We start from the raw sequence: 26084 nt of genomic DNA on the forward strand, positions 1-26084 counted from the left end.
GGTTTATGATCCTTGGGGATGTAATACAGGAATGATTTCCAGTAACGATTTTCGCACAGGTACTACCATCGAACTAGATGGACAAGTTTGGCGTGTTGTAGAGTTTCTACATGTCAAGCCTGGTAAGGGTTCTGCTTTTGTGCGAACAAAATTAAAATCAGTTCAAAGCGGCAACGTGGTTGAAAAAACTTTTCGAGCCGGAGAATCAGTACAGCAGGCTATCCTTGAGAAGTCTAACCTGCAACACACTTATGTGGAGTCTGGAGATTATGTTTTTATGGATATGACAAGTTTTGAAGAGACAAGACTGTCCCCTGAACAAATCGGTAAAGGCGCAAAATATTTGAAAGAGGGAATGGAGGTTAATGTTATTTTCCATAATGGTAAAGTTTTAGAGGTAGAACTTCCCATATCTATTACCTTGAAAGTTACAGAGACCGATCCTGGAGTTAAAGGAGATACTGCTAGTGGGGGCACGAAACCCGCTATTCTAGAAACAGGTGCTCAAGTTATGGTTCCTTTATTTATTTCTGTTGGAGAAATGATTAAAGTTGATACTCGTAATGATAGTTATCTTGGAAGAGAAAATTAATTGCTATGAACTTAGATCATGAAGACTTAAATCGTTTAATAGAAAAAATCTCAAAAAGCGATTTTCAAGAATTTTCTTTGGAAGGAGAAGATTTTAAATTAGAAATAAAACGGAATTTATTTGATCAAAACCAACTTACTAAGAATTTAGTTTCTAATAGTTCATTTGAAAGGCAAACAAATGCTAATCAAAAATCTATAAGTGATAATGTCCCAATAATTAATGAGCCTGAAACGCCTCAGGTAGCTCCTCCAGGGCGTTCAGATCTTACAGATATTACTTCTCCTATGGTTGGGACGTTTTATAGAGCGGCTGCTCCAGGCGAGGAGCCGTTTGTTGAAGTGGGAAATAATATTAAGGTTGGTCAAACTATTTGTATTTTGGAAGCTATGAAATTAATGAATGAAATTGAATCTGAATTTGACGCTGAAATAGTAGAAATTTTAGTTGAAAATGGAACGCCTGTTGAATTTGGTCAAGTTTTAATGCGTGTCAAGCAGTCTTGAATTGTTAGTCATTTCAATTGCAGTTTTTATAGCCTCAATCATGCTTTGGCATTGTGCTACCCCCTTGCCAGCAATATCGAATCCTGTGCCATGATCTGGGGAGGTTCGTATGATAGGCAAACCTATTGTAGTGTTTACTGAATAATTAAGAGCTATAACCTTCATTGGTATTAAGCCTTGATCATGATACATAGCAAGAATGCCATCATGCTTCTCAGCATTTTTGTGTCTCCAAGCTTTGGCGGAAGAACTCCAACAGCTATCTGGTGATATAGGTCCCAATAATTTAATTTCACTATTCTTTTCATTCCAAGCAATCAAGGCATCATTAAGCCAGTTTTTTTCTTCATTACCCAAAATACCTTCTTCGCCAGCATGAGGATTCAATCCTGCAACTTTCAAAGTAGGTTTTTTAGTGTATTGAAAACAAAACTCTTTGAAAAGATCTAATTTAGTATGGATTAATTTTGTATCTAATTTTTTTGGAACCTCACTAAGTGCTATGTGGGTTGTAGCCAGTAAGGTGTTAAATCTCCAACCTGTAATTGGTGATTTAGCTGTAAATAACATTCCAACATTTTTTACTCCAAAAGATTTTGCTAAGACTTCTGTTTGGCCAGTGAAGTAATGACCAGCGAGTGACCATGATTTCTTACAAATCGGTCCAGTCACAAGTGCAGAATTTGGATGTTTTTTTACAATTTCAATTGCTTTTGTTAAGTAATAGAAACTGGAATCCCCATAACTTGATTTAGATTGATTATTGGATGATGAAATTTCTGAATCATTAATTTGTAAATTATTAGGATCTGCTAGGTTTCTTAAACCTAAAGATCTAAGATTTGTATATGTATTTTGTAAATTTTTTTTTGAACCAATTAATATAAAATCAACATTTTCTGGTATCTCAGAAGAACAAAGAGCTTTTAAAATAATTTCAGGTCCTACTCCAGACTCATCTCCTACGCTTAAAACTATTTTTGTCTTATTATTTGTACTTTGAAAATTCATAAAAGGTTTTAAAATTTATTTGTTTTTGTTAATTTCAATATTTAAAAAACAATTGTTCAAGCCTACTTTATAGTTTTTATAAATTAGTTTATATCCAAGTGTTTCGCACAATAGTTTATTGGAAACTCTTCTATTTTCCATCCAAAAGGATTGAGCAATAGGTGATAATTCTTTTTTTGCATCCTCAAATAAAATTGGCTTTGGCATTTTTAAGCCAAGAAGATCGTAGCAATATTGAATCACTTCCACCTGAGAACATGGTTCATCATCTGCAATATTAATAATTTGGTGATACTTTAAAGAGTCTTTATTTTGTAAAAGATAGATAATTGCATTTGCAATATCAGCTACATGAATTCTTGAAAATACTTGATCTTTTTTCGAAATAACGCGAATTTTTTGATTTCTTATCGCTTCAAAAGTGGATCTTCCAGGTCCATAAATACCAGGTAACCTAAAAATCTGAACGGGCAAACCAGATTCAATCCATTCTTTTTCGCAATTTAATCTTTTATGACTTCTGTTTTGAAAAGGCTGAGGTTGATTCATCTCTGAGACCCAATCACCTTTAGTATTCCCATATACTCCTGTGGTAGATAAATATCCAACCCATTCGAGGGATAGACTTTTTAGTTTGCTTTTAAGACTTCCCAGTACTGGATCGCTACCATTTTTGCCCGGAGGAATGCAACTAAGAATATGAGTGACACCATCAAAAATTCTTTCACTAGGAATGGAATTATTTTCACTATTAAAAACAAAACTATTTGGATCTTTCTTTTCAGATCTCGAACTTGTCAAAGCAATACAACCTAATTTTCTGATGGTTTTTGCAAAGAAACTACCGCTAAAACCGCATCCTAAGATTAAAAATTTACTTTTATTTTTTAGTGAGCTTGCGATATTCGTCATATTGCATTATGGTAGTACATATGTATTAATTAATGATGAAGACTGCTGTTAGAGCTGATTTAAAATCAAAATCTTTTTTCACTAGTAAAAGTTATGCTCGTCTGAACGAAAAAGAAATCAGTTTAGTTGATTTTAAATTCTACCAAAAACTATTTGTTGTTCTCATTTCTTTGTCTACAATTTTAATATTCCCAGAATCTCCAAGAGAATTGGAAAACATTTGTGAAAGTTATAATCCTAGAGATTTATGTAATGTTTGGTAGTCAAGCTGCTTTATATTTTGATTCATCTGATTCAGAATTAATATTTACGTTAAAATTAGGATTCGCCCATTGCAATAATCTTATTGCTAATCTTAAATCTCCTTCTAACCAAGCTCTTATAGCCATAGCTCTTCTAGGATCGTAAAATTTTTGTCTTCTATACCAATAAAAAGCATTTTTATCTGATTTATCTCCATTACAAGAAAGACATGCAGGCACACAGTTTTCTGTGGTGCTCAAGCCACCTTGGCTACGTGGTAAAACATGATCAATTGATTCAGATGGCTTTCCACAATATATACAACTTTTTCCTGTAAATCTATGAATTGACTTTCGCCATTGTCTCAATCTGAACTTAGGACATAAATCCTCTAAAAACACCGCATCATTAATATGCATTCAGACTATTTAATTAAATAAATAATGGCTTGAATATATTAAAAGTCAATATTATTTCTATTTTTTAGCCAAAATTCGTTCTTGAAAATATAATTTAGTGTTTTTAGATACAAATACAATTACTTCCTAGTTAAAAAACTTCAAGCTTTAATAACTGTATCTTTCAATTGTCTCATCTGAAAAATCTTCATTAGCTTTTTCTAATTCTTTTTCTAACCTTTTTCTCTTGTTTTCTTGTTTTTGAGCTTCTTTGTCTTTCTTTTCTTGTTCTTTTTGTAAATCCCTTAACAGTTTTCTATTTGGATGAAGTTTATCAAGGTATTCAACACAATAATTAAAGGTTTCTTTATCTCTTATCACTGATTCAGTTATTTGTGATGCTGCCTGTTTCGGTGAAACTTTGAAAATGCCTCCTTTTTGCTTTTTTATATATGTGTACGCTGCTTCCCAACTACTTTCATGATCATTTCCACCATCTCTCATAGTACAGAAAATTTCTGCACCAAATGTGCCAGCAATAACTTTATGTGATTGAAGTGATAGAGGAGAAATTATCCCGAGGGTTAAAAAAATTAATTTTTTTTTAAATCCTTGCATTTAATTTTTGCGTCCCATTTAAAAATATCTTTTATTGGCAATATGTCTATAGATATTTATGATTTTATTACTCCAAATAAGTTTAAGCATTTCACAACTAGAGGAAGAATTAAGAGCACAGTAATCAATCTTACTGCGTGCAGAGTTGCCACTGCAGCTCCTACTCCATATTCAGACCCTACGAGACTCATACCGCTTATACCTCCTGGTGCAGCACCTAGAATTGTTGTTATTACATCTATTTTGAGTAGTCTGCTTGTCCATAATCCAAGTGCTAATCCTGTAATAACTAAAGTAAAAGTTATTAAAATGGCTGGTCTCCATAGGCTTTGAAGATCAACGAGTGAATCTTTGGTTAACGATGTACCAATAACTGTTCCAATTCCAATTTCTAGTATTGTTCTTGTTCCAATTGGCCACTCTGCTACATCGACTTTGCCACTGATGCTAAGTATGCTTGCTCCAATTAAAGATCCTGCAAGTGGAGCTGCAGGTATACCTGTTTTTAGAGCTAAAGCTCCAAAAACTCCACCTGCGATTAGATAGTATATTAGGTTTATGTTTGGCATTAATTTAAATGATTATTGGACATAATATAAGAAAATTTTTTTTGTGCTTGAGTTTATAGTCAAATTATATTTTTGTTTTTCTCTCATTATGTCCCTTTTTGTTGGCATAATATTATGTAAAGCATGAATTCTTATGTCTTCACCAATTTCATACAAAGCTAATAGAATCCACGTTAAGAAAAAATTATCTTTTTTTGAGGGTGGCCACCAGCTTGAAAAATTAGAGTTTGCTCTAGCAATTGCTCAAACAAAGGGAGATGAAAAAAAATCAATAATTTTAAGAAAAAAGATTGTTGAATTAGGCGGAAATGTCGAAGAGCCAGGAACTTAACCTAATCTCCATAAAGATATCTAGATGCCACTAATAATGATTTACCAGCTTCTTGAGGTGTTATTTTCCCTAGATCTAGAAGTACATTACTTATAGCAGAAATTACCGTAATAATATCTCTATCATTTACGTAACCTAGATGACCGACTCTAAATATTTTGCCTTTTAAATGATCTTGGCCACCAGCGAGTAAGATATCAAATTTATTTTTTATTGTTTTTCTGAATTCTTCAGCATCCATCCCCTCCGTTTTTATCGCTGTAATTGAAGGGCTTAAATATTTTTCATCAGCAAATAATTTAAGATTTAAAGCCTTGATAGCATTGCTCATCGCCAATTTGTGTTTATTATGTCTCAGAAAAATGTTTTTTAAGCCTTCTTCTCTCATCATTTTTAAAGCTTCATCTAAAGCAAAAACTAAATTAACTGCTGGAGTATATGGATTACTATTGGTTAAAAGACTTTTTTTATAGGATTTTAAATTTAAATAAAATTTTGGTAAATTAGATTTTTCTGTAGCTTCCCATGCTTTTGGGCTCATTGATATAAAACTTAGACCTGGTGGTACCATGTATCCCTTCTGGGATCCAGAGGCAACGATATCTAAATGCCATTCATCTACAGGTACATTACAAGCACCAAGACTTGTGACGCAGTCAATAATAGATAATGCTGTTTTGTGTTCCCGAATATATGAGCTTATAGTTTCTAGATCATTAATTACACCTGTTGAGGTTTCGGAATGGGTTAAAATTACAGCTTTTATTTCTTTTTGTTTATCGTCTTCTAATAATTGTTTGAATTCTTCTGGATTAAGTGGAGTTCCCCATTCGGAATCAATTTTTATTACTTCTAACCCAAATTCCTGCGCAACTTTTACCCATCTTTCGCCAAATTTTCCATTTTCTCCACAAATTACCTTATCACCTTTACTTAAAGTATTTATTATTCCAGCTTCCATTGCGGCAGTCCCACTGCCGGTAATTGTTAGTACGTCATTTTGAGTTTGATGAAGCCATTGCAAATTTTTTGTAGTACTTTCTACGAGGTCTTGAAATTCTTTACTCCGATGGCCTATTGGATGCTTGCTTAATGCTTGTAAAACTTTTTCTGGGACTGGTGTAGGTCCAGGAATCATCAATGATAATTTTTGTTGTATGGCCACTTTTTATTAAATAGGTCATTCTTAGATTAGTTCTCATTAAATATTTTTCAATTACTTGATTTGAAAAAAGGATTTTCTTTACCTTTGTGGGTTGCTGGAGCTGCTAGGTCAGCATTAAAGAAACTTGTAGGGTTTCCATTTGATAATTATGAATTAATAAAAATTCCTAATGAAAAAAAAGACGTAAAAATAGAGATTCATTCTGTTGGTTTACTTAAAGGAGATTCTCATGCATTAGGAATTTCTTTTGCAAAGTCTGGCTTAGATCTTGACATTACACAAAACTTAGAAATATGGACGATAGTCTCTTTAGAAAAAATTCATTTAAATAATTCTTTTCAAACAAATCCAATAAATATTATTCCAGGATCTGGTGTGGGTATTAAAGAGAATACATCAGAGATATGTATGTCTGATTTTGCTAGAGAAGTTTTATATGAGAATTTATTGGATCTTATTCCAAAGGGTTTTAATTTGAATTTAGAAATTATTTTCCCAAATGGGGAGTTTTTGGCTGAAAGAACAAGTAATAAGTCATTTGGTATTGTGGATGGACTATCTATCATTGGAACTTCTGCGGAGACCTATTCGAGTGCTTCACCTGATCAATTAGAAGAGGCAAAAATTAGGCTAGCAAAGTTAACACAAAATGATTTTAAAGGGAAAGTTGTTTTTGTTATTGGCGAGAATGGCTTAAATTTGGCAAAAACTTGTAAAGTTAATTTGCCAATTATTAAAGTTGGCAACTGGATTGGGCCACTTATAGTTGATGCTGCAATAAAAAATGTTAAAACGGTAATTCTTTTTGGTTATCACGGAAAATTAATAAAATTAGCAGGCGGTATTTTTCATACACATAATCATTTAGCTGATGGTCGAATCGAGATTCTTGTTTATTTAGCCTTTAAAGAAAAAATACCACCTGAAATAATAGTCAAATTATCTTATTTTAATAATCTTGAAGATGCTTTATTATTTCTTGAAAAATTTAATCAATCTATAGCTGAAAAATTATTCCAAAACTTATCAAATACCATAGAAAAGCGTTCTATTGCTTATGTTAATAGGTATGTAAAAACTGATATGGATATTGCAGCAATTGTTTTTGATAGAAAAAGAAAAATAAGGTGGTCAGGAACTAAAGGTAATGATTATATTTCTTACTTTCAATGAGATAATTTTAGTTCGATTATGCTTTTGCAAATAAATTGAGCTAACTTTTATACATGAGTGAAAAATTTTTAAAAAAAGAACGAGATCCCTCAATATTGATTTTAGATTTCGGATCTCAATATTCAGAATTGATTGCAAGAAGAGTTAGAGAAACTAATGTTTTTTCTCTTGTAGTAAGTAACTGCATTTCAATTTATGATATTCATGTTTTTAATCCTAAAGGGATAATTTTGAGTGGAGGACCTAATTCTGTATACGATCAAAACGCTCCCAAATGCGATAAAAAAATTTTTGATTTAGGGATACCTATTCTTGGAATATGCTATGGCATGCAATTAATGGTCAAAGAACTTGGAGGATCTGTTACTTCAGCAACAAAAAAAGCTGAATATGGTAGGGCTCCAATAAATATAGATTTAGAAAGCGATCTCCTTTCTAATGTAAAAGATAAATCTATTATGTGGATGAGTCATGGGGATTCAATTAATTGTTTGCCTGATGGATTTAATAAAATAGCTCATACCGAGAACACACTTCATGCAGCAATTTCAAATGATATAAGAAAATTATTTGGAGTACAATTTCATCCTGAAGTTATTCATTCAGAGTATGGTATGACATTAATAAAAAATTTTGTTTATAAAATCTCTTGTTGTGCGCCAGATTGGACAACTGAAACATTTTTAGAAGAAACAATTCCTAAGATTAGAGAGCAAGTAGGTACTAAGAAAGTTTTGCTTGCCTTGTCGGGAGGAGTAGATTCGTCAACTCTTGCTTTTTTACTTAATAAAGCAATTGGGAATCAGCTTACATGTATGTTTATTGATCAAGGTTTCATGAGAAAAGGTGAACCTGAATTTTTAATGAATTTTTTTGATAAGAAATTTCACATAAAGGTTGAATATATTAACGCTAGGGAAAGGTTTATTAATAAATTAAATGGGATTACTGATCCAGAACAAAAAAGGAAAATTATTGGTGAAGAATTTATTAGGGTATTTGAAGAAGAAAGTAATAGATTGGGACCTTTTCAGTATTTAGCACAAGGTACTCTTTATCCTGATGTTATTGAAAGTGCTGGGACTAATATTGATCCCAAGACTGGCGAGAGAATTGCTGTAAAAATAAAGAGTCATCATAATGTCGGTGGATTACCAAAAGATTTGCAATTTAAATTAGTTGAACCATTAAGAAAACTTTTTAAGGATGAAGTACGAAAATTGGGTGCTGCTCTAGGTTTGCCTGATGAAATTATAAAAAGGCATCCATTTCCAGGACCAGGATTAGCTATAAGAATTTTGGGAGAAGTGACAAATGAAAAACTTAATTGCTTAAGAGATGCAGATTTTATAGTGAGAGAAGAAATTAAAAAAGCAGGTCTTTATAATGATATTTGGCAAGCTTTTGCAGTATTGTTACCAGTTAAAACTGTAGGAGTAATGGGTGATAAAAGGACTTATGCATGGCCAATAGTCTTACGTTGCGTATCTAGTGAAGATGGAATGACAGCTGACTGGTCAAAAATTCCTTTTCATATTTTGGAGAGAATTTCTAATAGAATTGTCAACGAAGTAGTTTTAGTCAATAGAGTTGTTTATGATATTACAAGCAAACCTCCTGGAACTATCGAGTGGGAATAAACAGATTTTAAGAACCTAGTTATAACTATAATTAATCGGTTTTGCACAAACATAATCTAAAAATCTAGTTACCTGATACCAAGGGTTTTCGCCCCTCTGTTTGTCACGGGTTTGTCACGAACCTAATTGACCGTCTCTTAAGAGAAATCGTAGAAAGTCTGTTTTCTCTACAGTTGGTATATTGATTAAAAGTAATTTTTTGATGAAAAAACGAACTGCTTTTATTGGGGCAATATTATCTTTAATTCCTCTTGGGCAACCTTTAATTATTAAAACTGGAGTTGCTGTATCTTCAGCAGGATTAAGTATTTTTGTTTCTGATAATTTATATGCAAGAGGTGCTTCTTATTATCTTAATCGTGCTTATGAAAAGGCAGAAAAAGGTAACTACTCAGGTGCAATTGCTGACTTTACAAGGGTGATAGAAATTAATCCAAAAGATGGAGGTGCATATTATGATCGTGGTGTGGCGAAACAAGCATTAAATGATTTTTATGGAGCAATATCTGATTACACAAGAGCAATAGAATTAAATCCATATGATTATGCAGCATATTACAACAGAGGTTTAGTTAAAGAAACAAAGGGCGATAACTATGGAGCAATATCTGATTACACAAGAGCAATAGAGATCAATTCAAAACTTGATAATGCATATTACAATCGTGGGATTGTTAAAAATAATTTAAAAGATTATTACGGGGCAATATCTGATTACACAAAAGCAATAGAAATTAATCCAACAAAACATGAAGCATACTCAAATCGTGGATTAAGTAAAGGATTGGGATTAAAGGATAAGAAAGGTGCTTGCGATGATTTTAAAAAAGCAGCATCTTTAGGAAATGATTTTCGAATAAGTTGGTTAAAGACTTCTGCAGGAAAATGGTGTAGAAATATGTAGTTTTTACTAAAGTTGGTTTATTGATGACAATTGAATTCTGAGATGCAAAAAACTCTTTTGATTATTTTTGGTTTTATGCCGACCTTTTGCTTTCTAGAGTATTTGAACAATACAAAATATAATTTTTCAATTTTTTCTCCACGGGTAAGAGCAGCAGAGAAATTTTCAACAAAAAAAATGAAGGAAAAAAGGGCAAATATTTACTTTAAAAATGCATTTAAAAAGTGGGAATCTGGAGATCTTAATGGTGCCTTATCAGATTATGATAAGGCGATTGAATTTTATCCTGATGCTTATGGTACATATTACAATCGTGGATTGGTCAATATTGAGTTAAAGAATTACTATCAAGCAATCACCGATTTTACTAATTCCCTTAATAAGAATTCAAAAAATGATGATGCCTATTATCAAAGAGGAGTTGTAAAAGAATGGGTAGGTGACATAAAAGGTGCATGCTTTGATATGGAAAAAGTTTTAGAAAATAGTTATGCAGAGAAATGGAATAATGACATAGCAAAATTAAAAAATTCTCGTTATGGTTCTGATCTGAAATTTGTTCAAAATAAGAGAGATATTAAGGTTAAAAATTGGATGAAAGAAAAATGTAATTAATTTTTTTTGAAACTTAAAATGTATTCTCTACAATTAGTTCATCTAATTAAAGGGATAAAGTATAAAGAATGGAAGTTTTCGGTTTTTCACGGGTTTGTCACGAACCTAATTGACCGTCTCTTATGAGAAATCCTATAAAGTCTGTTTTCACTAAACTTAGTATATTTAATAAAAGTCTTTTTAAATGAAAAAGAAAACTGCTTTTGTTGGTGCAATATTATCTTTAATGCCTATTGGGCAACCATTTTTAATTAAAATGGTTGGTAGTCTCTTAACTTCTGCAATCATTATTTCTCATACTGAAAAAGTTAATGCAGAAAGTGAAAAATTTTATTTAGATCGCGGAAAGAGTAAACAAGAAAAAGGAGACCACTTAGGAGCAATATCTGATTTTACAAAGGCAATAAAAATCAATCCTAATAATGAAATTAACTATATTAATCGTGGACTTTCTAAAGTTGATTTAGGCAATTATCAAGATGCTATTGATGATTTTACAAAGGCAATAAAAATCAATCCTAATAATGAAATTAACTATATTAATCGTGGACTTTCTAAAGTTGATTTAGGCAATTATCAAGATGCTATTGATGATTTTACAAAAGCACTAAAATTAAATCCTAAAAATCCATATGCTTATGGTTTTCGTGGACATTCTAAAAGTGATTTAAAAGACTATGAAGGAGCAATATCTGATTTTACAAAGGCAATAGAAATCAACCCAGGAAAAAAATATATTGGAGAAATATATTACAATCTAGGACTTTGTAAGTTTAATTTAAAAGACTATGAAGGAGCAATATCTGATTTTACAAAGGCAATAGAAGTTAATATTAAGAATAATTATTCACCATATGCATATTACAGTCGAGGACTTTCTAAGGTTAATTTAACAGACTATGAAGGAGCAATATCCGATTTTACGAAGGCGATAGAATTAGACCCTAAATATATGGATGCATTTTTCAACCGTGGACGTTCTAAAGGTCTTTTAAAAGACATTGAAGGAGCAATATCCGATTTTACGAAGGCGATAGAATTAAACCCTAAAGATAAAGATGCATATTTTCTTAGAGGTATAAGCAAGGATCGATTAGGAGATAAAACTGGTTCTTGTATTGATGGAAAGCAAGCATTATCTTTGGGATTACAAAAAAACGCAAAAAAATGGGTGGAAGAAAATTGTTTATAGAAATTTATTTGAAAATAAAAATGTATTCTCTACAATTAGTTCATCTAATTACAAAGAAAAATATAAAGAATGGAAGTCTTCGGTTTGTCACGGGTTTGTCACGAGAATTACCTTTTTAAAGAAGTCAATGATACCAACGACTTTGAAACATCAAAATTGGGTGGACCCATTGAGTGGGAATAAACGGATTTTAAGAACCCTGTTATAACTTGAATTTATCGGTTTTACGTGAGATTTAATCAAAATATTGGATAAGTCATTGCAGTGCTTTTGAGTGATAAAATCTAGTGCGGTTTTACGTGGGTTTTACGTAGCACCTTTTTGCTGTCTCTTAAGAGAAATCGTAGAAAGTCTGTTTTCTCTACAGTTGGTATATTGATTTAAAGTTTATTTTGATATGAAAAAACGAATTGCTTTTTTTGGGATCATATTATTTTTATTATCTTTTTCTTTCTCAAAAAATAAAGTTATTGCTAGTTCAAATTTTGATCAAAATTACTTAGCAGAATATCGCCCTATTCCAGGAATAAAGTACAGAAGAAATAAATGGTATAACAAAGGACTTAAGAAATTCCAAAATGGTGATTATCAAGATTCCATTGATATTTTTTCAAAATATATAAAAAAATATTCTTCAATTGAAGATTATGCTGCTTCAGTTTACTTTATGCTTGCTTTTAGTAAATCAAAAATAGGGGATCATGTTGGTGCGATTGCTGATTATACGAAAGCGATTCAAATGAATTTTGAATACCCTTCTGATGTCTATTTTAATAGAAGTCTTTCTAAAGAAATCTTAGGTGATATGAAAGGTGCATGTGCTGATGCAAAAAGAAGCGTTTCATTGGGATATCAAAGTAAGAATAATAATGAATGGATTAAAAATAATTGCAAAAGGTTTAAGTAAATAATGAAAATAAAAATGTATTCTCTACAAATAGTTCATATAATCACAAAGCAAAGTATAAAGAATGGAGTTCATAGGTTTTACGCGGGTTTTACGTGGAAAATTAATCCCTTAAAACCTAGTCATAGATTGAAAAATTTTTAAAGTTCTTATAGAGTGGGAATAGTTTCTAGGGGTTGATTTTTCGTGTTTATATATGCTCATCCAAGTTTTTTCGGTTTTAGAATATTATTGAATAATGTCTTTATAAGAAATCGTTGAGAATCAAATCAATCACCATTATCACCCTAATATCTCTGGTATCCTTCTCGATTGGATACAAAGGACGGGACTTTATCCGAAAAAATATATATATGCCTATAAGGTTATCACTAAGATTTGATCCGGACATAAGTCAATACAAAAAGTCCAACTGCCCAGAAAATCCCATAACTATTGCCATATTTGGTCAAAGCAATTCTGCTAACTATGTGAGAGTAAAAAGCGATGTAGTGATACCATCAAATTTATACCAATATGATTGGAAATCACAAAGTTGCTATCTCTATAAAGAACCACTTTTAGGTGCCAGTGGTACAAAAGGCAATGTCATAACATATACAGCAATCAAAATGGCAAATAATTCTAGGAAACCGATAGTGATTATTCCTTTTGGAGTCGGCGGGACTTCAGTATTGGAATGGGCATATGGAGATTTATCTCATCAGCACCAAATAGTTATGAAACGAATAAAAGAATCTGGGTTGTCCCCAATTATATTTTTGTGGCATCAAGGAGAAAGTGATTCCCAAACAATTTCAGTTTCTTTGGATGAAATAACAAAAGTACCATACTTTCAAAAATACTATAATCAAAAAGGAAACAGGAGAGGCATGATCCCTTTGACAGAAGATGTTTACTACAACGCATTGAAAAAAGTTGTTGGGTCAACATTCAAAAGTTATCCTCAAAGTTCATTTGGAATTGCTCTAGCAACACTTTGTCGAAATACACCATGGAATCCTGTAAGAAGTGCCCAGGCAAGAATCTCTCAAGATCTACCAAACACATTTATATCAGCAGACAGCGATAAGATTACTGGTTTTGATAAAAGACCTGGTAATTGTCACTTTTCCACTAAGGGGGCATCTGAGTTAGGGAATCTATATTATGAGTCAATAATCAAAGAAATAAAAAAGAATATAGGCACTTAGAACATTTCATAGATAAATCCCGTATCTTACCTTTATCACATATAAAATTCCTCGGAATAATATAAGTCTAACTCCTTTGTAATGCTATTCATTCTTGAGGGCGATTTCAAAGTTTTGTAGGTTAGGGAAGTTAGGTTTTTATTTCGCTTTTTAGTGTCATAAAGCATCCATCTGTCATACCAATCTTGACTGGGTTCATCATCAGCGAATTGCCTGTCTGCTAGTGGGTTGTTATAGACCAGATCTCTAATGAACCCCTTGAATGTTTTGACTTTCTTTAATTTCTTTATCGTAAGATAACTATTCCATCACACACACGTCACACACCAATTTACTTGTGATAGTATAAGTTCAACTCTTCTGTGATGCTAGTCACTTTCAAGGGTCAAAACATCGAATTTACCAATGGGACTACTGAGTGGGAGTGAAGGAAAATTTCTTTATTTTATCAAAAATGGAACCAATAGGTTTGTCATGGTTTTTTCACAGGATTTCTCACTTCATAGAAGTCAATGATATCAATGACTTTGAAGCGTCAAAATTGGGAGGAACCATTTAGTGGGAGTTAATTATCAAATTTTAAATTAGATTAAAACCTTGTGAGCGAGATTTTTAAATTAAGTCGATCTACTGTAGAGAAATATCTTAGTTGTCCAAGATGTTGTGTTCTTGATAAAAAATATCAAATTAAGCCACCATCATTACCATTTACCTTAAATATAGCTGTAGATAATTTATGTAAAAATGAATTTGATTATTATAGAAGAATTCAGAAGCCTCATCCGTTATTTATTGAATATGGTATTGATGCTGTTCCTTTCAAACACAAACATTTAGACATCTGGAGAAGTAATTTTAAGGGGATTCGGTATAAGTCAATTGAATATAATTATGATTTTGGCGGAGCTGTGGATGATATTTGGCAGAAAAAAAATGGTGAACTTATTATTGTTGATGTGAAAGCAACATCAAGAAATCATTTTGACTGGTCTGAGACTTTTAATAAATATGAATATGCAAAAGCTTATAAGAGACAATTGGAAATGTATCAGTGGTTATTTAAAAAAAACGGTTTTAAAGTTTCGAAAGAAGCATATCTTTTATATTTTAATGGGAGAAAAAATGAAGAGCTCTTTAATAATCAATTAAAATTTGATGTACATCTAATTAGATTAGATTGTTCTACAGAATGGGTAGAAAAAAAGGTAATTGAAACGGTTAATTTATTACGTTCAGACAAATTTCCTAAGCCTTCATCAAATTGTGAATATTGTAATTATTTAAAAATGCGATGGCAATTATCGAGAACTTAAAATTCATAGAATAATTTTATATTTCTGGAAAAATAGTAAAAAAAAGATAATCTTTAATTAGATTATTAATTTAGACTTTTGATAAAATTTAAAAATTCTGAAAGCAAGATAACCAATCATCTTCAACAAGATGTAGTCAAAGTTTCTGGTAAAACAATTTTTATTAATCCTTTTTTGTATTGGCGAAGATTTGACGAAAATACTAATAGATGGCTTCGAGAACCTGGTCAAATGTCAGAAGAGCAAATTCAACCTAATAGGAATCGCTTTTATCCAGAAATAGAGTGGGACGATTTAAGTCCTGAGCAAAAAATCATAAAAGATGCAACTGTGGAGATGTTTTTAAAAACTTTTGAATTGATAAGCACATTTCACCCTTATCTTAATTCTGGTCAACTATTAGAGGTTGAGAGAAAAATGACGATTATAAAAAAGATTCCTTTTGAAAAGTGGGTTACAAAATCTTTTGCCAAAAAAGCGAGGCTATTAGAAAATGAAAAAAGAAAATTTCAAAGAGAAAGGTTTTTCAGTAGCTGGAGGGAATGGTTTAGCCTTGAAAATACTAAACAAGCTATTGTGCCATTAATCGTTACGATATTTGTTTCATCATTTATTGGATGGTCTTTAGGTGTATCAAAGAATAGTTGTAATCCCTATTTTGAGCAAAATATAGACTAATTAAAATAATTTATTTATACTATTTCTTCAGAATCAAAATTAATATTAATATTATTTTGAAAAAGGAAATTTTTTATCTAAAATTATAATTAACATAATAATCACTTTAAAAAAATAAGTTTTATGAGTGAAAATTTGAATTCAGATAATTTTAAAAGTGATGATTTTGATTGTAATACCGAAGATAGTGACTACAATAATTTAATCATTAGACTTAAAGAAATTAAAAAAAAAATAGCTTTATTGGAAAAAACAATATTTAAATAAATCTTATATTTTTGATAAAACCAAGTCCTAATAAAAAACTTATTTCTTTAAAGAGACAACCTTTAGTCTTATTAATCTTTTCATCTATTTCGTTTTTATTAATTTTATTTAGATTAATTTTTTTACAAATTTTGAATTATGAATCTTTCAAAAAAATGTCAGATGAAAATAGGATTAGACTTATCTCTTCACAACCAATCCGAGGAAGAATACTTGATAAAAATGGATATGTTCTAGCAGATAGTAGAGTTAAATATTCTTTGATATTAAAGCCTCAATCTGTAAACAAAATTAATTGGGAAAAACACAAACAAAGTATTTCTGATTTGTTGAATCTTGATAGTAATGTAATTCAAAAAAAATATTTTGATGGTTTAAAAAATCAAAAACTTTTAGTCACTATTCTTGATGATCTAAATGTAGATCAATTGATCAAATTTAAGGAAAATGAAGATAATTTATTCAGTTTTGAAATAGCTACGAAATTAATTAGAAATTATCCTTACCAATCTGTTGCTGCTCACGTAATTGGTTATACTCAGCCAATCACTGAATCCGAATACAAATTTTTATCTAATAAGGGTTATAAATTAAATGACTTAATAGGACGAACTGGAATTGAATATGTTTACGAAGACTTTATAAGAGGTGAGTGGGGTGGAGAAATGGTTGAAGTAAATTCTGTAGGTAAATTCCAAAGATCATTGGGTATAAAACCTTCAATACAAGGTAACGATATTGAATTGACAATTGATATAAATTTACAATTAGTTGCTGAGAAAGTTCTTAAAGATAAAAAAGCTGGAGCGATAATAGTAATGGATCCAAGGAACGGTGCAATAAGAGCGATGTCAAGTAAACCTACTTTTGATTTAAATTTTTTTTCAAAGGATTTTAAACCTGAAAAAGAATATAATCAAATATTTAATTCTCCTGAAAAGCCACTTTTTAATAGAGCATTAAATGCTTATGATCCAGGAAGTGTTTGGAAAATTGTTACGGCTCTAGCGGGTTTAGAGAGTGGTAAATTCCCTAGAAATACCATGCTAGATACGAAACCATGTATTACATATGGCAGCCAATGCTTTAGGGAACATAATGATTTAGGTTTTGGAGTGATAGGTTATGAAGATGCTTTAAGAGTCTCTAGTAATACATTTTTTTATCAAGTCGGATATGGAGTAGGAGTTGATGAAATTTATGAGATCTCTAAAAAACTTGGCTTTAATTCTTTATCCGGAATTGAAATTTCTGAACAAGAAAATATTGGATTAGTAGCTAGTAGTGAATGGGCTAAACAAGGTAGAGGATGGGGCGAACCAGGAAGAACTCCTTGGGTTCCAGAAGATATTGCAAGCATGTCTATTGGACAATTTGTCGTTCAAGTTACTCCTATTCAAATAGCTAGAGCATATGCTGCGATTGCTAATGGAGGCTATTTAGTTACTCCTCATTTAACTAAAAAAGATGATGAAAATCTTTCAGATAAAAAACGTATGAAAATCGATATTGATCCAAATAATATTCAGTTGATCAAAAGCGGTCTTAGGAAAGTAGTAGATTCTGGCACAGGAGTATCAATGAATTATGGAGTTTCAAATTTACCTCCAGTTTCAGGTAAAACTGGAACTGCTGAAGATGGCGAAGGTGGATTAGATCATGCTTGGTTTGTTTGCTTTACTCCTTCTGAAAAAAGTGAGTTGCTTGTAGTCGCTTTTGCACAAAATACTCCTGGGGGAGGCTCTGTACATGCACTACCTATGGCAAGAGAAATTTTAAAAGTTTGGAATGAAAAAAAATGATATGAATTTTTTAGTTTTTAAACTTATGTTTTTAATCTTTTCATTTGGAAAAGTCTTTGAATAATATCTTCAATAGTATTGGTATCTATCGGTTTACTATATGAAGACAAAAGTTGTCTCCCTAATACTTGACTTCCTAAATGTACTAATTGAATGCGCAATGAAGTAAGTAGTTCTAATCCAATGCCACCAGAAAATGTTGCAATTGCAATTGGTTGGCCATTAAATAAATTCCTAAAGTCATCTCCGGAAATAGAAAGCCATGCTATGAAATTGGAAAGAATGGGAGGTATAGATCCATTATATTCAGGAGCACAAATCACCCACTTTTCTATTTTGAACATCTTTTTTTTTAATTTTTCTATTTCAACTGGAATGTTGTTTTTGTTATGAATTCGCGGATTAAATAATGGAATATCAAGAGTGGTAAGATCTAAAATCTCAGCACTTATTTCAAGTTCATTACTTTTTTCAAGAAATTTTTCAGAAAGTTCTAGATTTTTACCACAACTCGCTGCAATTATTATTAGATCTTTTGATTTAGTCATGTATTTGATAAATAAAATTAGTAGTTAGCACCAGTTTTGCGGTGATGAACTGCTGTCAGACTATCGGATTTTAGTATATTGCCGTGCCGTACTTCAGCGTATATAACCCAATGGTCACCACATTCCATTCTTTCTTTTACACATGCGTCTAACCATGCTAAAGATTCAGGAATTATTATTTGTTCATTTGGAGTCAATTTAATATCTAAATCTTTAAATCTATCTTCTCCAGGTGCAAATGGTTTTGTGAATCTTTTTAAAGGGCCCTTAAAATCTTTTTCACTTAAAATATTTAATGCGAATGAATCGCCAATTTGAAGAAGAGACTCGACCGATCTATCTTTGGCTACTGCAATACTTAATCCCGGTGGAGAAAAACTTGCTTGACTAACCCAAGAGGCAAGCATAGCTCCTTTGATATTATTCTCATCTTTTCCTTTAGAAGCAGTGAGAACACAAAGTGAGCCAATAACTCTTCCAAGTGCTTGTAATTTTGGATCCGTTTTACTTGTAATCATTCCTGTGTCTGATTTTCTAGATTTTTTCTTTGCTATTTTTATTATGTTTCTCCCAAAGTGAGTTCCAATTTCTTCTAGTTCTTTAATCTTGGGTTTATTAGGGCTGAATTTAATTCTTATGGGATCAAAACTAAACGAAAAGCCACCGTCTTTTAATTTTGACTCAAGTAAATCTATTGCTTCTCCACTCCAGCCAAAACTTCCAAAAATTCCTACTGGTTTATCTCTGTTACCTTCTGATAATAATGTTCCAAGTGCACTTACTATGGGTGTTGGCGCGTGACCGCCTAATGTGGGGGATCCGATTAAATATCCATCAGCATTTTGTATAGATTTTATAAGTACATCATTTGATGTAAATTCACAATTAATACTTTCAACTTCGACTGAAGTTCTATTTATCCCTTTAGCTAAAGCATCGCCTATAGAGGCTGTATTTCCATAGGCACTTGCATAAATTAAAGCAATCTTTGGATTATTTGTTGAGAGATTCTCACCCCATCTAATGTAGTCATTTAAAAAGCTTTTTAAGCTATATTCGATAGCTGGACCGTGAACTGGAGCAATAGTTTTAATTTCGTAATTAGAAATTTTTTCTGTTATTGACGCTACTTGATTGGACATTGGTGCCATCAGGCAATCATAAAAGTGTTTTCTATCATTTTCTGTACTAACTCGATTTGTCTCAGACCAAGCTTCAGATGCAATGTGTGCAGAGAAAATTTTTTCACTTAGAAGTATTTCTTGATTGCGTTCATAAACTATTAATCCTCCTGGCCAACGTGCTGTTGGAATAGGAATTAATTCTAGATAAATGTTATTTAATTTTAAATTAAGTTCTTTTTTGATTATGTTTACTTTAGGTAATTTAATTTCAATAAATTCTTCTAATTTAGGGTTTTTTTGATTCCAAAGTTCGGAAATAAGTTTAAAGCCAGGATTAGAGCAAATAATAGTTAAGTTTTGAAATTGATTACTAATATTTTTTATCGTATCTATAATCTGTGGATTGATATGTCCAGTAATGATGTTAATTTTATTTAATTTAAACTGATCCCAAAGAATTGATATTTCTTCATTTAACGAATTTAAATGTTGTTTTTCAGGTGGATGAATAATAAAAAGTTCTTCATTACTTCTAATTAAAAAAGTATTAAAAGAGGTCCCTTGCTCGAGGTTAAATTCAAGTTCAAATCTTTCTTTATTTTGATCAAGGAATCTGATACAAGAAAAATTTCCAGTAATTTCAAATTTTGATAAGTTTCGATTTTTTGAAAGTAAGCTTATATTAATGTCTGACATTTTTAGACTTATTTACTAATAGTGAATAGTGACTTTCCTGTCTACCACTGCTGCGATAAACACTTTCAACTCATTTTCAACTGACGACCTAAACATTTAACTGCTCTGTTGAACCATTCATAGTGCCTTTTAGTATACCTATAGATACTAGTTTTCGTAAGTATTTTGGGTGTGGTTTCTACTTTGGTTGGGTGAATGAATGAATCAGGTGAGGAAAAAAACTTCCATAGCATTTTCAACTAATGAAATGGTGAAGTAAACATGACAAATTTACTCAACCTTGAGAGTGCTTGAGTATATCCAAAATTTTTTTTATACCACTGCAATTCATTAATGCGTTTTCAATATCAGTTATAGGAAATTGCAGTTGTAGACTTGTTGTATGGAACCTTTTATAAACTGCAATTTGGTTACGAACACATTATACGTTTAAGGTCTGGTGGAGAAAGTACCAAGATCAAGGTTAGGTGCATAGCAGCTACTTCATACACTGCCTACTTTCTAAACCTTGTTCTATAGGTGTCTTCAATTAATTCTTCCAAGTAAACCTCTGGTCTAACTGCAGGTCTGTTGTTTCTTGCAAGTTCCTTTAGCATTGCTGCTACACCTTTGGTTATTCTAAAGTTTTCCATTGTTAGTATTGTTGGTATTGATTTAATGAGTGCTTCATTCCATTGCTTGAATGTAAGTCTCTGGTTGCGTTGCGGTGTCATTTAACCGCAACTAACTTATGAGTTCCATTTAGGACTTTTAGTCCTATTCGCATACTGTCTCTTCCAGTCTTTGCAGTAGTTTCATATCGTAAATTACTGGTTCTGTTTAATTCTTTTAGAACTGGTATGGACTGCTCGTCAAATGAAATGTTGACTGCAGGTTGTCTCTTGTTAAATTGCATTGTTTTTAGTAGGTGAAAGATAAATAGTCTTCAAGGGATATTGGACTGTTGGTTTGTGCCTGTTGTGTTTGATGTAGTGAATTAAAGTATTTTCAACTGGATTAGTTAGGTAGTCGTATAGGTTGTTTGGAGTGATTGGGTCTGTGTAGATATGTTGACCTGTTCCAACCTCTGTTACTCTAACTGCGTCCTTTATCCTCTTCTTATTGTTGGTATACCTTGGGTTATACAATTTCTGGATCATATCTTCTGCTTGAGTAGGTGTAAGCTTGTTTGGTGCTTTACCTTCACTATCTAAATGATGGTGCATACCGTAGATATACAAGTGCTGATGCTGATACTCCCAACCTTGCAATGAACCTTTGTAGAGATATTCTTTCTGTTTGTAGTCGTGTATCCCACATACCATTATTGGTATTTTTCTTTGGATAAGTTTAATTAGAATTTCTTGTGTGGGTATACCTTCTACAGACTTAATATCCCACTTGGAATACTTGTTCTTACCAGTTAAACAATAAAGCAATGTAAGGTATTGTTCTTTATACCTTTTGATAATTTCTTCATAGTAAGTTCTATTGTTGCTGATACTGATTAACATACCTCTCTCATATTTCTTGGTAGGGTATGTGTATGAATCAGGTAATGTTTGTTTCTCTTGTGTATCATATAATAACCTCTCTAAACCATTGAGGTCATTATAATCTTTAACTTTTTTACTTAATAGTTTCATAGTGTTCTTTAGATACAATAGAACCTATAGGCAAACCTCATAAATTAACCATAGATTATTATTTAAGACTGATAATATTGGAACAAGATAATGACTTGTATTTGCAATAATGCAACCGTTCTTTCTATTATTCAACCGTTTAGTATTACTTCGTTTGACTTCAGTAGAGTTTTATTTTCTATTTATATGAAATAATATTGCATATCATACCACAAGTTTCTCAAATCGTCAACCACTGCAGGGTTAGACCCACCTTTGATGATACATTAACCTCTCTTTATTGAACGGTAAAGTATATTTAATTAAGCATTTATTAATGGTATTAATTATTAATTACATAATATTATTGCATACAAATTAATAACATTTAGTGATGTGGTTTAGATGATTTAAGTTTAAGGTTAAGTGCATTGCATCTTGGTTACGCACGACCTATGAATCAGTCTGCAGGTTTAGTGCAAATAAAATTTCACTTATACACTACCTCGCAGAAACTCCGCATAGTTGGTGCGGTAATTCTGTCATGTTTACTAAACCAATAAAACTAAAGGACTGCAGTGACTGAAACAACTGTTGCGTTTGGATTTCTTGCGAGTGCTACTTTTCTTGCTTCTTCATAGTCAACTGCTCTTACTACCTCATCAAACACTTGACCTGCAACATACAGTTGAACTTTAATTTTCATACTTGAGAAAGATTAAATTAGTTTCCATTAACTTGATAGTAAACTTATTTTCAATACATCTCTGTAAGTTGTAATTCTGTAGTGTAGGTTTTAATTCATTTACGATTTTGTCGTGCAGTATTAAATTGTGCTTCCTCGCAATCATTTCAATATCAGTATCCATAGTTTTTAACCCTCCTTCACCTCTTCTTTGACTTCCCATTTTCATTATTATTGGGTGAAAGATTTTCTCTTCATAGTTACTTGGTTTGATTAGTCGTTTCATATTTCCCATCATTATGTCTATCTTCTTGTAGAAGTCTTCGTCAGTTTGATTGCATAGGTCTCTTGTATCATCAGTATATTTTTCAGCACCACCAATATAAGGAACATCATTTATGAAGCAGTCAATTATGTTAGAAGCTTCTTTATACTCAACCATCTCTACACCACAGGAATGGTGCAATGTTACGTCTTCTGGTTTAGCACCAATATGATTCACACAAGCATCTCTAATGCTTTCTAAATTATCTTTATTCAAGTCATATCCTATTATTCTGCGACCTTCTAATGCTGCTGCTATTAGATTGGTTCCTCTACCGCAGGTATTATCAACACATAAAAAATTTTCTTTTGTGTAATACCTAATGAACCATCTACTATGTTCGGGCAGCATTGTGTAGTTGGTAATTTCACTGGTTCCAAATAATGCTTTGCGTTTAGTCTTCCTCAACTTTTCATTATGTGAGACCAGTAAGCATAAGTCGTTTAGATGATCCTGTTTGCGACCAAACCGCATAATACTTTTAGGTGTCTGTAGTTCATCTCTAATTTTTTTATATTCTTCTTTCCATTCTCTTTTTTTATATTTTAAGTTTGCAAGTATCATTGCTCTCTTAAAAGTTTTTGCTTCACCTTCTACTAGCAGTCGTGCGACTTCTAATTGTATGTGTTTTGGTTGCTTTGTAAGTTTCACCATATCCATCATTCTTTCAGCAAACTTTGTTTCACCTAATATCTCTTGCACCTCTGGTTCTAAATTGTTTATTTGCTTCTTGTATGAGTAGATGCGTCTACTTATTCCAAGTTGTGCTGCAAGTTCACTGTTGGTAATTCCTTCACCTGAATATTGATTAGAACCTACTACTGCTTTGCGTCCAAGTTTAATTAATAACTGTTCTCTCAATACAATATGCTGTGCTTCTTGTATTGCGTTTAGTCTTTTACTGCAGAGGTTTTCTTCTACTTCAATTAGTTGATTTAATGTAGCATCAGGTTCTCTAACAACACACGGAACAGTTGGTCTCTCTAGGAGTTTCATTGCTCTATATCTGTGATTTCCACTGGTAAGGATATAATCTGATCCCCTAGAAGTGACTTGTAGAGGGTGTAATAAATCTATTTCTTTAATTGACTGTGCTATATCTTTGACCTTTCCTTCATCTACTTTGCGAAGTCTGTTAATGACTTTAATATCATCTATTGGAATGTTGATTGTCTGCATTAGTGTGACTTACTTTCTGGTTCGGTAAGTAGAAGCTTGTTTTCACTTCACCTTTTGCATAACAGGTTAGGTATGGAAAGCACCTTTTCAACAAATTATTAGGGTGTGGAAGTTTATTTCCATAGCACTTGCCTTGGTGGAGTTGAAATTTATTGTATACTTCACCACTGGTTAGGTATGTCGTAGCTTGGTTATGCACTACCTATGAATCAGGTGGAGTAACTCTGTCATGTTTACTCACCCATTCTTGTTGCTTTCAAGTATTCTTCATCTTTCCGTGGGTCATATGTTGCTTGTCTTCCAAGTCCTTTTGTAATGTCTCTACTACGCATCAATGTAGTGATGTGAGAGTATGTTTTCTCAATGTAGTTAAGTGAAGTTCCACAGTTCAATGCAATGTCGTAAATATCAACTCCTCTTTGTATTGCTTCAGTAATGTGATGGTGTCTAGCACAATAATTTGAGATATTACGACCATTCAAGTCAATTACTCCATCTCTTTCTGCACTTGCTAATACATTCCTTAACCTTTTAGTCCAAGCAACATCACTGGTTGGGATATTTTCATTTTTTGTTGTATCAGTCAACCTTGGGAACACATAACGATCACTTTTCTGGTCTACCTCTAATCCCATCTCTCTATACCATCTAATTAGTCTCTCTATCTGTTGTCCTATGGGTGCAATAATGTCTCTACTTCTACCTGTCTTGGAATTATCAGCAGGTATGTGAACTATTCTGTTGGTCTTTCTATCAAAGGCATTGTCGTTGGGATTTATAGTAATATGTCTCCACTTTAAGTTCAGTAATTCTTTGGTTCGGCAACCAGTGTAGTGGTGAATTGTATAGACCAGAGCATACACTCTGCGTTTGTAATACTCTCTCTTGCTAATGCCTTTCTCATTGCAATACTTGTAATTCATATACTTTGTAATTGCTGTAAACTCATCTGCTGTAATTACATCTTTGCGACTTCTGGTCTCTCTGTTTACCTTGAGATACTTAAACATAGGCATCTCATTTTCAGTGATATATTTTTTGTGCTTTGCTATATCTCTATACATTTTCTTCACTGCAGCAATGGTGTGATTGATTGTGTAGTTGTTGCGAGTGCTGATATTAGTATTTGCTTTCTTTGTCTTCTCTTTAATCCACATACCAAATGTAAGTCCAAGTTCAGTTGGTATTTCTTCAAGTTTTGTATTCATATGTCCGTTTTCTTTGATGTAGTCCTCCCAATATTTGATATGACTGCAGAGAGTATCAAACGATTGAGGTGTTATACCCATATGTGGAATATCCGTTAGTTCTTTCCGTCGTTCTTGTTGATACATTTGGATTAATTCTTTAGCAGTAATAGATTGTGGACGAACACCAAATGCTAGTCTGCCTTTCTTCTCTGCATATATTTTCTCTGCTTCAGTCATTGCAACTAATCTGTTAGTTGTTTTTAATGACTTGCTCCAATGCTTCTTTGTCTTTGGGTCGTAAATCCTAATGTAGTATCCTTTGGTCTTGGTTCTGTTGTCTCTGTAGATATAAACATCATTCCTATATTCATATACAAACTCTTTGTCTAAAAATACTTTGTTCTCTTCTGGTTCTGCGTCTTCTTGTTTCTTCTTATCATTCTTTTTAATAACATTCAGTGCATTTAACACTGAAAGTAGTTGCTCTACATCATATCCACCTTCGTCTACCAGATTTTTAATACCTTCAATATTCTTTAGGTCAATTTGATTGTCTGGTGGAACCATTTTTGGTTGTGTGTGTTGCAGCTTGGTTATGCACTACCTATGAATCAACGGTGTGGTGAAAGTGAAATTTTATTTGCACTTAAGGTGTGGTGAAATCAAAACAGATGGGGTCTTGTCCTTCACCTGAAATTGCATTC

27 protein-coding genes are annotated in these 26084 nt (G+C 32.2%); 14 read left to right on the top strand and 13 right to left on the bottom strand.

Translation table 11 applies throughout. The annotated features are described in order from the left end of the window. Nucleotides 1-31: 31 nt before the first annotated feature. Both efp and accB read left to right on the top strand, forming a co-directional pair. Nucleotides 32-592 carry an elongation factor P gene (gene efp / locus JJ844_03735; GenBank protein ID MBO6974787.1) on the top strand — a complete coding sequence of 187 codons (561 nt, stop codon included), beginning with the start codon at nt 32-34 and terminating at the stop codon, nt 590-592. Continuing rightward, entirely contained in the window at nt 592-1098 is a 507-nt protein-coding gene (accB, locus tag JJ844_03740; protein MBO6974788.1) for an acetyl-CoA carboxylase biotin carboxyl carrier protein, read from the top strand. The genes efp and accB overlap by 1 nt, the downstream gene beginning before the upstream one ends. Here accB and pdxA read toward each other — a convergent pair. Both pdxA and JJ844_03750 read right to left on the bottom strand, forming a co-directional pair. Next, nucleotides 1075-2109, bottom strand: a complete 1035-nt coding sequence (gene pdxA / locus JJ844_03745) for a 4-hydroxythreonine-4-phosphate dehydrogenase PdxA (GenBank protein MBO6974789.1) — start codon at nt 2107-2109, stop codon at nt 1075-1077. The two genes, accB and pdxA, sit on opposite strands and share 24 nt — an antisense overlap. 15 nt (nt 2110-2124) lie before the next feature. Further along, nucleotides 2125-3021: an NAD-dependent epimerase/dehydratase family protein gene (locus JJ844_03750; protein ID MBO6974790.1), complete on the bottom strand. Its 897-nt coding sequence runs from the start codon at nt 3019-3021 to the stop codon at nt 2125-2127. Nucleotides 3022-3053: 32 nt separating this feature from the next. On the opposite strand from JJ844_03750, the gene JJ844_03755 reads away from it, so the two are divergent. Further along, nucleotides 3054-3284: a transcription factor TFIID gene (locus JJ844_03755; GenBank protein MBO6974791.1), complete on the top strand. Its 231-nt coding sequence runs from the start codon at nt 3054-3056 to the stop codon at nt 3282-3284. Here the strand turns inward: JJ844_03755 and JJ844_03760 are convergent, their stop codons facing one another. The 3 genes from JJ844_03760 to JJ844_03770 all read right to left on the bottom strand — a co-directional run bounded on the left by JJ844_03760 (nt 3285) and on the right by JJ844_03770 (nt 4849). Further along, nucleotides 3285-3683, bottom strand: coding sequence for an HNH endonuclease (locus JJ844_03760; GenBank protein ID MBO6974792.1), 399 nt, complete (start codon nt 3681-3683; stop codon nt 3285-3287). It lies immediately after the preceding gene. A gap of 147 nt (nt 3684-3830) precedes the next feature. Continuing rightward, the gene (locus tag JJ844_03765; GenBank protein ID MBO6974793.1) at nt 3831-4280 is read right to left on the bottom strand and encodes a secretion system protein; all 450 of its coding nucleotides are present in this window, start codon (nt 4278-4280) and stop codon (nt 3831-3833) included. Between the two features lie 56 nt (nt 4281-4336). After that, a complete protein-coding gene (locus tag JJ844_03770) occupies nt 4337-4849 on the bottom strand; it encodes an AbrB family transcriptional regulator (protein MBO6974794.1) in 513 nt (170 codons plus the stop codon). A 133-nt stretch (nt 4850-4982) separates the two neighbouring features. Here JJ844_03770 and JJ844_03775 point away from each other — a divergent pair, with 133 nt between their 5' ends. Further along, complete coding sequence (locus tag JJ844_03775; protein MBO6974795.1) at nt 4983-5180, top strand: hypothetical protein; 198 nt, start codon at nt 4983-4985, stop codon at nt 5178-5180. 1 nt (nt 5181) lies between these two features. Here the strand turns inward: JJ844_03775 and JJ844_03780 are convergent, their stop codons facing one another. Next, nucleotides 5182-6318: an alanine--glyoxylate aminotransferase family protein gene (locus JJ844_03780; GenBank protein MBO6974796.1), complete on the bottom strand. Its 1137-nt coding sequence runs from the start codon at nt 6316-6318 to the stop codon at nt 5182-5184. Nucleotides 6319-6405: 87 nt separating this feature from the next. On the opposite strand from JJ844_03780, the gene JJ844_03785 reads away from it, so the two are divergent. The 10 genes from JJ844_03785 to mrdA all read left to right on the top strand — a co-directional run bounded on the left by JJ844_03785 (nt 6406) and on the right by mrdA (nt 18029). After that, entirely contained in the window at nt 6406-7518 is a 1113-nt protein-coding gene (locus JJ844_03785) for a cobalt-precorrin-5B (C(1))-methyltransferase (GenBank protein MBO6974797.1), read from the top strand. Nucleotides 7519-7571: 53 nt separating this feature from the next. Continuing rightward, a complete protein-coding gene (gene guaA, locus JJ844_03790; GenBank protein MBO6974798.1) occupies nt 7572-9158 on the top strand; it encodes a glutamine-hydrolyzing GMP synthase in 1587 nt (528 codons plus the stop codon). A gap of 199 nt (nt 9159-9357) precedes the next feature. Continuing rightward, complete coding sequence (locus JJ844_03795) at nt 9358-10062, top strand: tetratricopeptide repeat protein (GenBank protein ID MBO6974799.1); 705 nt, start codon at nt 9358-9360, stop codon at nt 10060-10062. Nucleotides 10063-10104: 42 nt separating this feature from the next. Continuing rightward, nucleotides 10105-10677 (top strand): hypothetical protein, encoded by a 573-nt coding sequence (locus JJ844_03800; GenBank protein ID MBO6974800.1) that lies wholly within the window; start codon nt 10105-10107, stop codon nt 10675-10677. Nucleotides 10678-10861: 184 nt separating this feature from the next. Continuing rightward, nucleotides 10862-11869 carry a tetratricopeptide repeat protein gene (locus JJ844_03805; GenBank protein MBO6974801.1) on the top strand — a complete coding sequence of 336 codons (1008 nt, stop codon included), beginning with the start codon at nt 10862-10864 and terminating at the stop codon, nt 11867-11869. 397 nt (nt 11870-12266) lie between these two features. Beyond that, nucleotides 12267-12776: a hypothetical protein gene (locus JJ844_03810; GenBank protein ID MBO6974802.1), complete on the top strand. Its 510-nt coding sequence runs from the start codon at nt 12267-12269 to the stop codon at nt 12774-12776. Nucleotides 12777-13129: 353 nt separating this feature from the next. Beyond that, on the top strand, nt 13130-13969 hold the full coding sequence (locus tag JJ844_03815; protein MBO6974803.1) for a hypothetical protein: 840 nt from the start codon (nt 13130-13132) through the stop codon (nt 13967-13969). Between the two features lie 599 nt (nt 13970-14568). Beyond that, complete coding sequence (locus tag JJ844_03820) at nt 14569-15282, top strand: PD-(D/E)XK nuclease family protein (GenBank protein MBO6974804.1); 714 nt, start codon at nt 14569-14571, stop codon at nt 15280-15282. Nucleotides 15283-15360: 78 nt separating this feature from the next. Beyond that, nucleotides 15361-15960, top strand: a complete 600-nt coding sequence (locus JJ844_03825) for a hypothetical protein (protein MBO6974805.1) — start codon at nt 15361-15363, stop codon at nt 15958-15960. Nucleotides 15961-16238: 278 nt separating this feature from the next. Further along, nucleotides 16239-18029, top strand: a complete 1791-nt coding sequence (gene mrdA, locus JJ844_03830) for a penicillin-binding protein 2 (protein MBO6974806.1) — start codon at nt 16239-16241, stop codon at nt 18027-18029. Between the two features lie 23 nt (nt 18030-18052). Here the strand turns inward: mrdA and JJ844_03835 are convergent, their stop codons facing one another. From JJ844_03835 to JJ844_03865, 7 genes are all read right to left on the bottom strand, one after another. Beyond that, entirely contained in the window at nt 18053-18577 is a 525-nt protein-coding gene (locus JJ844_03835) for an NAD(P)H-dependent oxidoreductase (protein ID MBO6974807.1), read from the bottom strand. Nucleotides 18578-18594: 17 nt separating this feature from the next. Next, complete coding sequence (locus tag JJ844_03840; protein MBO6974808.1) at nt 18595-20397, bottom strand: diflavin flavoprotein; 1803 nt, start codon at nt 20395-20397, stop codon at nt 18595-18597. Between the two features lie 494 nt (nt 20398-20891). Then, nucleotides 20892-21110, bottom strand: a complete 219-nt coding sequence (locus JJ844_03845) for a hypothetical protein (GenBank protein MBO6974809.1) — start codon at nt 21108-21110, stop codon at nt 20892-20894. Further along, entirely contained in the window at nt 21107-21292 is a 186-nt protein-coding gene (locus JJ844_03850) for a hypothetical protein (GenBank protein ID MBO6974810.1), read from the bottom strand. Before JJ844_03850 ends, JJ844_03845 begins: the two co-directional genes overlap by 4 nt. Continuing rightward, nucleotides 21282-22022 (bottom strand): hypothetical protein, encoded by a 741-nt coding sequence (locus tag JJ844_03855; protein ID MBO6974811.1) that lies wholly within the window; start codon nt 22020-22022, stop codon nt 21282-21284. Before JJ844_03855 ends, JJ844_03850 begins: the two co-directional genes overlap by 11 nt. A 674-nt stretch (nt 22023-22696) precedes the next feature. Next, nucleotides 22697-24190 (bottom strand): ParB N-terminal domain-containing protein, encoded by a 1494-nt coding sequence (locus JJ844_03860; protein MBO6974812.1) that lies wholly within the window; start codon nt 24188-24190, stop codon nt 22697-22699. A gap of 233 nt (nt 24191-24423) precedes the next feature. Then, complete coding sequence (locus tag JJ844_03865; GenBank protein ID MBO6974813.1) at nt 24424-25617, bottom strand: site-specific integrase; 1194 nt, start codon at nt 25615-25617, stop codon at nt 24424-24426. Between the last annotated feature and the right edge of the window lie 467 nt (nt 25618-26084).

It is taken from the genome of Prochlorococcus marinus CUG1435 (assembly GCA_017644375.1).
Taxonomy (GTDB): domain Bacteria; phylum Cyanobacteriota; class Cyanobacteriia; order PCC-6307; family Cyanobiaceae; genus Prochlorococcus_A; species Prochlorococcus_A marinus_AH.

Excerpts from the sequence above, each read along its gene's own strand:
- JJ844_03815 (MBO6974803.1), top strand. The coding sequence starts at position 13,130 with ATGCCTATAAGGTTATCACTAAGATTTGATCCGGACATAAGTCAATAC.
- JJ844_03840 (MBO6974808.1), bottom strand. The coding sequence starts at position 20,397 with ATGTCAGACATTAATATAAGCTTACTTTCAAAAAATCGAAACTTATCA.
- JJ844_03835 (MBO6974807.1), bottom strand. The coding sequence starts at position 18,577 with ATGACTAAATCAAAAGATCTAATAATAATTGCAGCGAGTTGTGGTAAA.
- JJ844_03755 (MBO6974791.1), top strand. The coding sequence starts at position 3,054 with ATGATGAAGACTGCTGTTAGAGCTGATTTAAAATCAAAATCTTTTTTC.
- JJ844_03800 (MBO6974800.1), top strand. The coding sequence starts at position 10,105 with ATGCAAAAAACTCTTTTGATTATTTTTGGTTTTATGCCGACCTTTTGC.
- JJ844_03860 (MBO6974812.1), bottom strand. The coding sequence starts at position 24,190 with ATGCAGACAATCAACATTCCAATAGATGATATTAAAGTCATTAACAGA.
- JJ844_03765 (MBO6974793.1), bottom strand. The coding sequence starts at position 4,280 with ATGCAAGGATTTAAAAAAAAATTAATTTTTTTAACCCTCGGGATAATT.
- JJ844_03805 (MBO6974801.1), top strand. The coding sequence starts at position 10,862 with ATGAAAAAGAAAACTGCTTTTGTTGGTGCAATATTATCTTTAATGCCT.
- JJ844_03760 (MBO6974792.1), bottom strand. The coding sequence starts at position 3,683 with ATGCATATTAATGATGCGGTGTTTTTAGAGGATTTATGTCCTAAGTTC.
- JJ844_03810 (MBO6974802.1), top strand. The coding sequence starts at position 12,267 with ATGAAAAAACGAATTGCTTTTTTTGGGATCATATTATTTTTATTATCT.
- JJ844_03770 (MBO6974794.1), bottom strand. The coding sequence starts at position 4,849 with ATGCCAAACATAAACCTAATATACTATCTAATCGCAGGTGGAGTTTTT.
- JJ844_03865 (MBO6974813.1), bottom strand. The coding sequence starts at position 25,617 with ATGACTGAAGCAGAGAAAATATATGCAGAGAAGAAAGGCAGACTAGCA.
- JJ844_03850 (MBO6974810.1), bottom strand. The coding sequence starts at position 21,292 with ATGCAATTTAACAAGAGACAACCTGCAGTCAACATTTCATTTGACGAG.
- JJ844_03855 (MBO6974811.1), bottom strand. The coding sequence starts at position 22,022 with ATGAAACTATTAAGTAAAAAAGTTAAAGATTATAATGACCTCAATGGT.
- JJ844_03780 (MBO6974796.1), bottom strand. The coding sequence starts at position 6,318 with ATGATTCCTGGACCTACACCAGTCCCAGAAAAAGTTTTACAAGCATTA.
- JJ844_03775 (MBO6974795.1), top strand. The coding sequence starts at position 4,983 with ATGTCTTCACCAATTTCATACAAAGCTAATAGAATCCACGTTAAGAAA.
- pdxA (MBO6974789.1), bottom strand. The coding sequence starts at position 2,109 with ATGAATTTTCAAAGTACAAATAATAAGACAAAAATAGTTTTAAGCGTA.
- efp (MBO6974787.1), top strand. The coding sequence starts at position 32 with ATGATTTCCAGTAACGATTTTCGCACAGGTACTACCATCGAACTAGAT.
- JJ844_03750 (MBO6974790.1), bottom strand. The coding sequence starts at position 3,021 with ATGACGAATATCGCAAGCTCACTAAAAAATAAAAGTAAATTTTTAATC.
- JJ844_03845 (MBO6974809.1), bottom strand. The coding sequence starts at position 21,110 with ATGACACCGCAACGCAACCAGAGACTTACATTCAAGCAATGGAATGAA.
- guaA (MBO6974798.1), top strand. The coding sequence starts at position 7,572 with ATGAGTGAAAAATTTTTAAAAAAAGAACGAGATCCCTCAATATTGATT.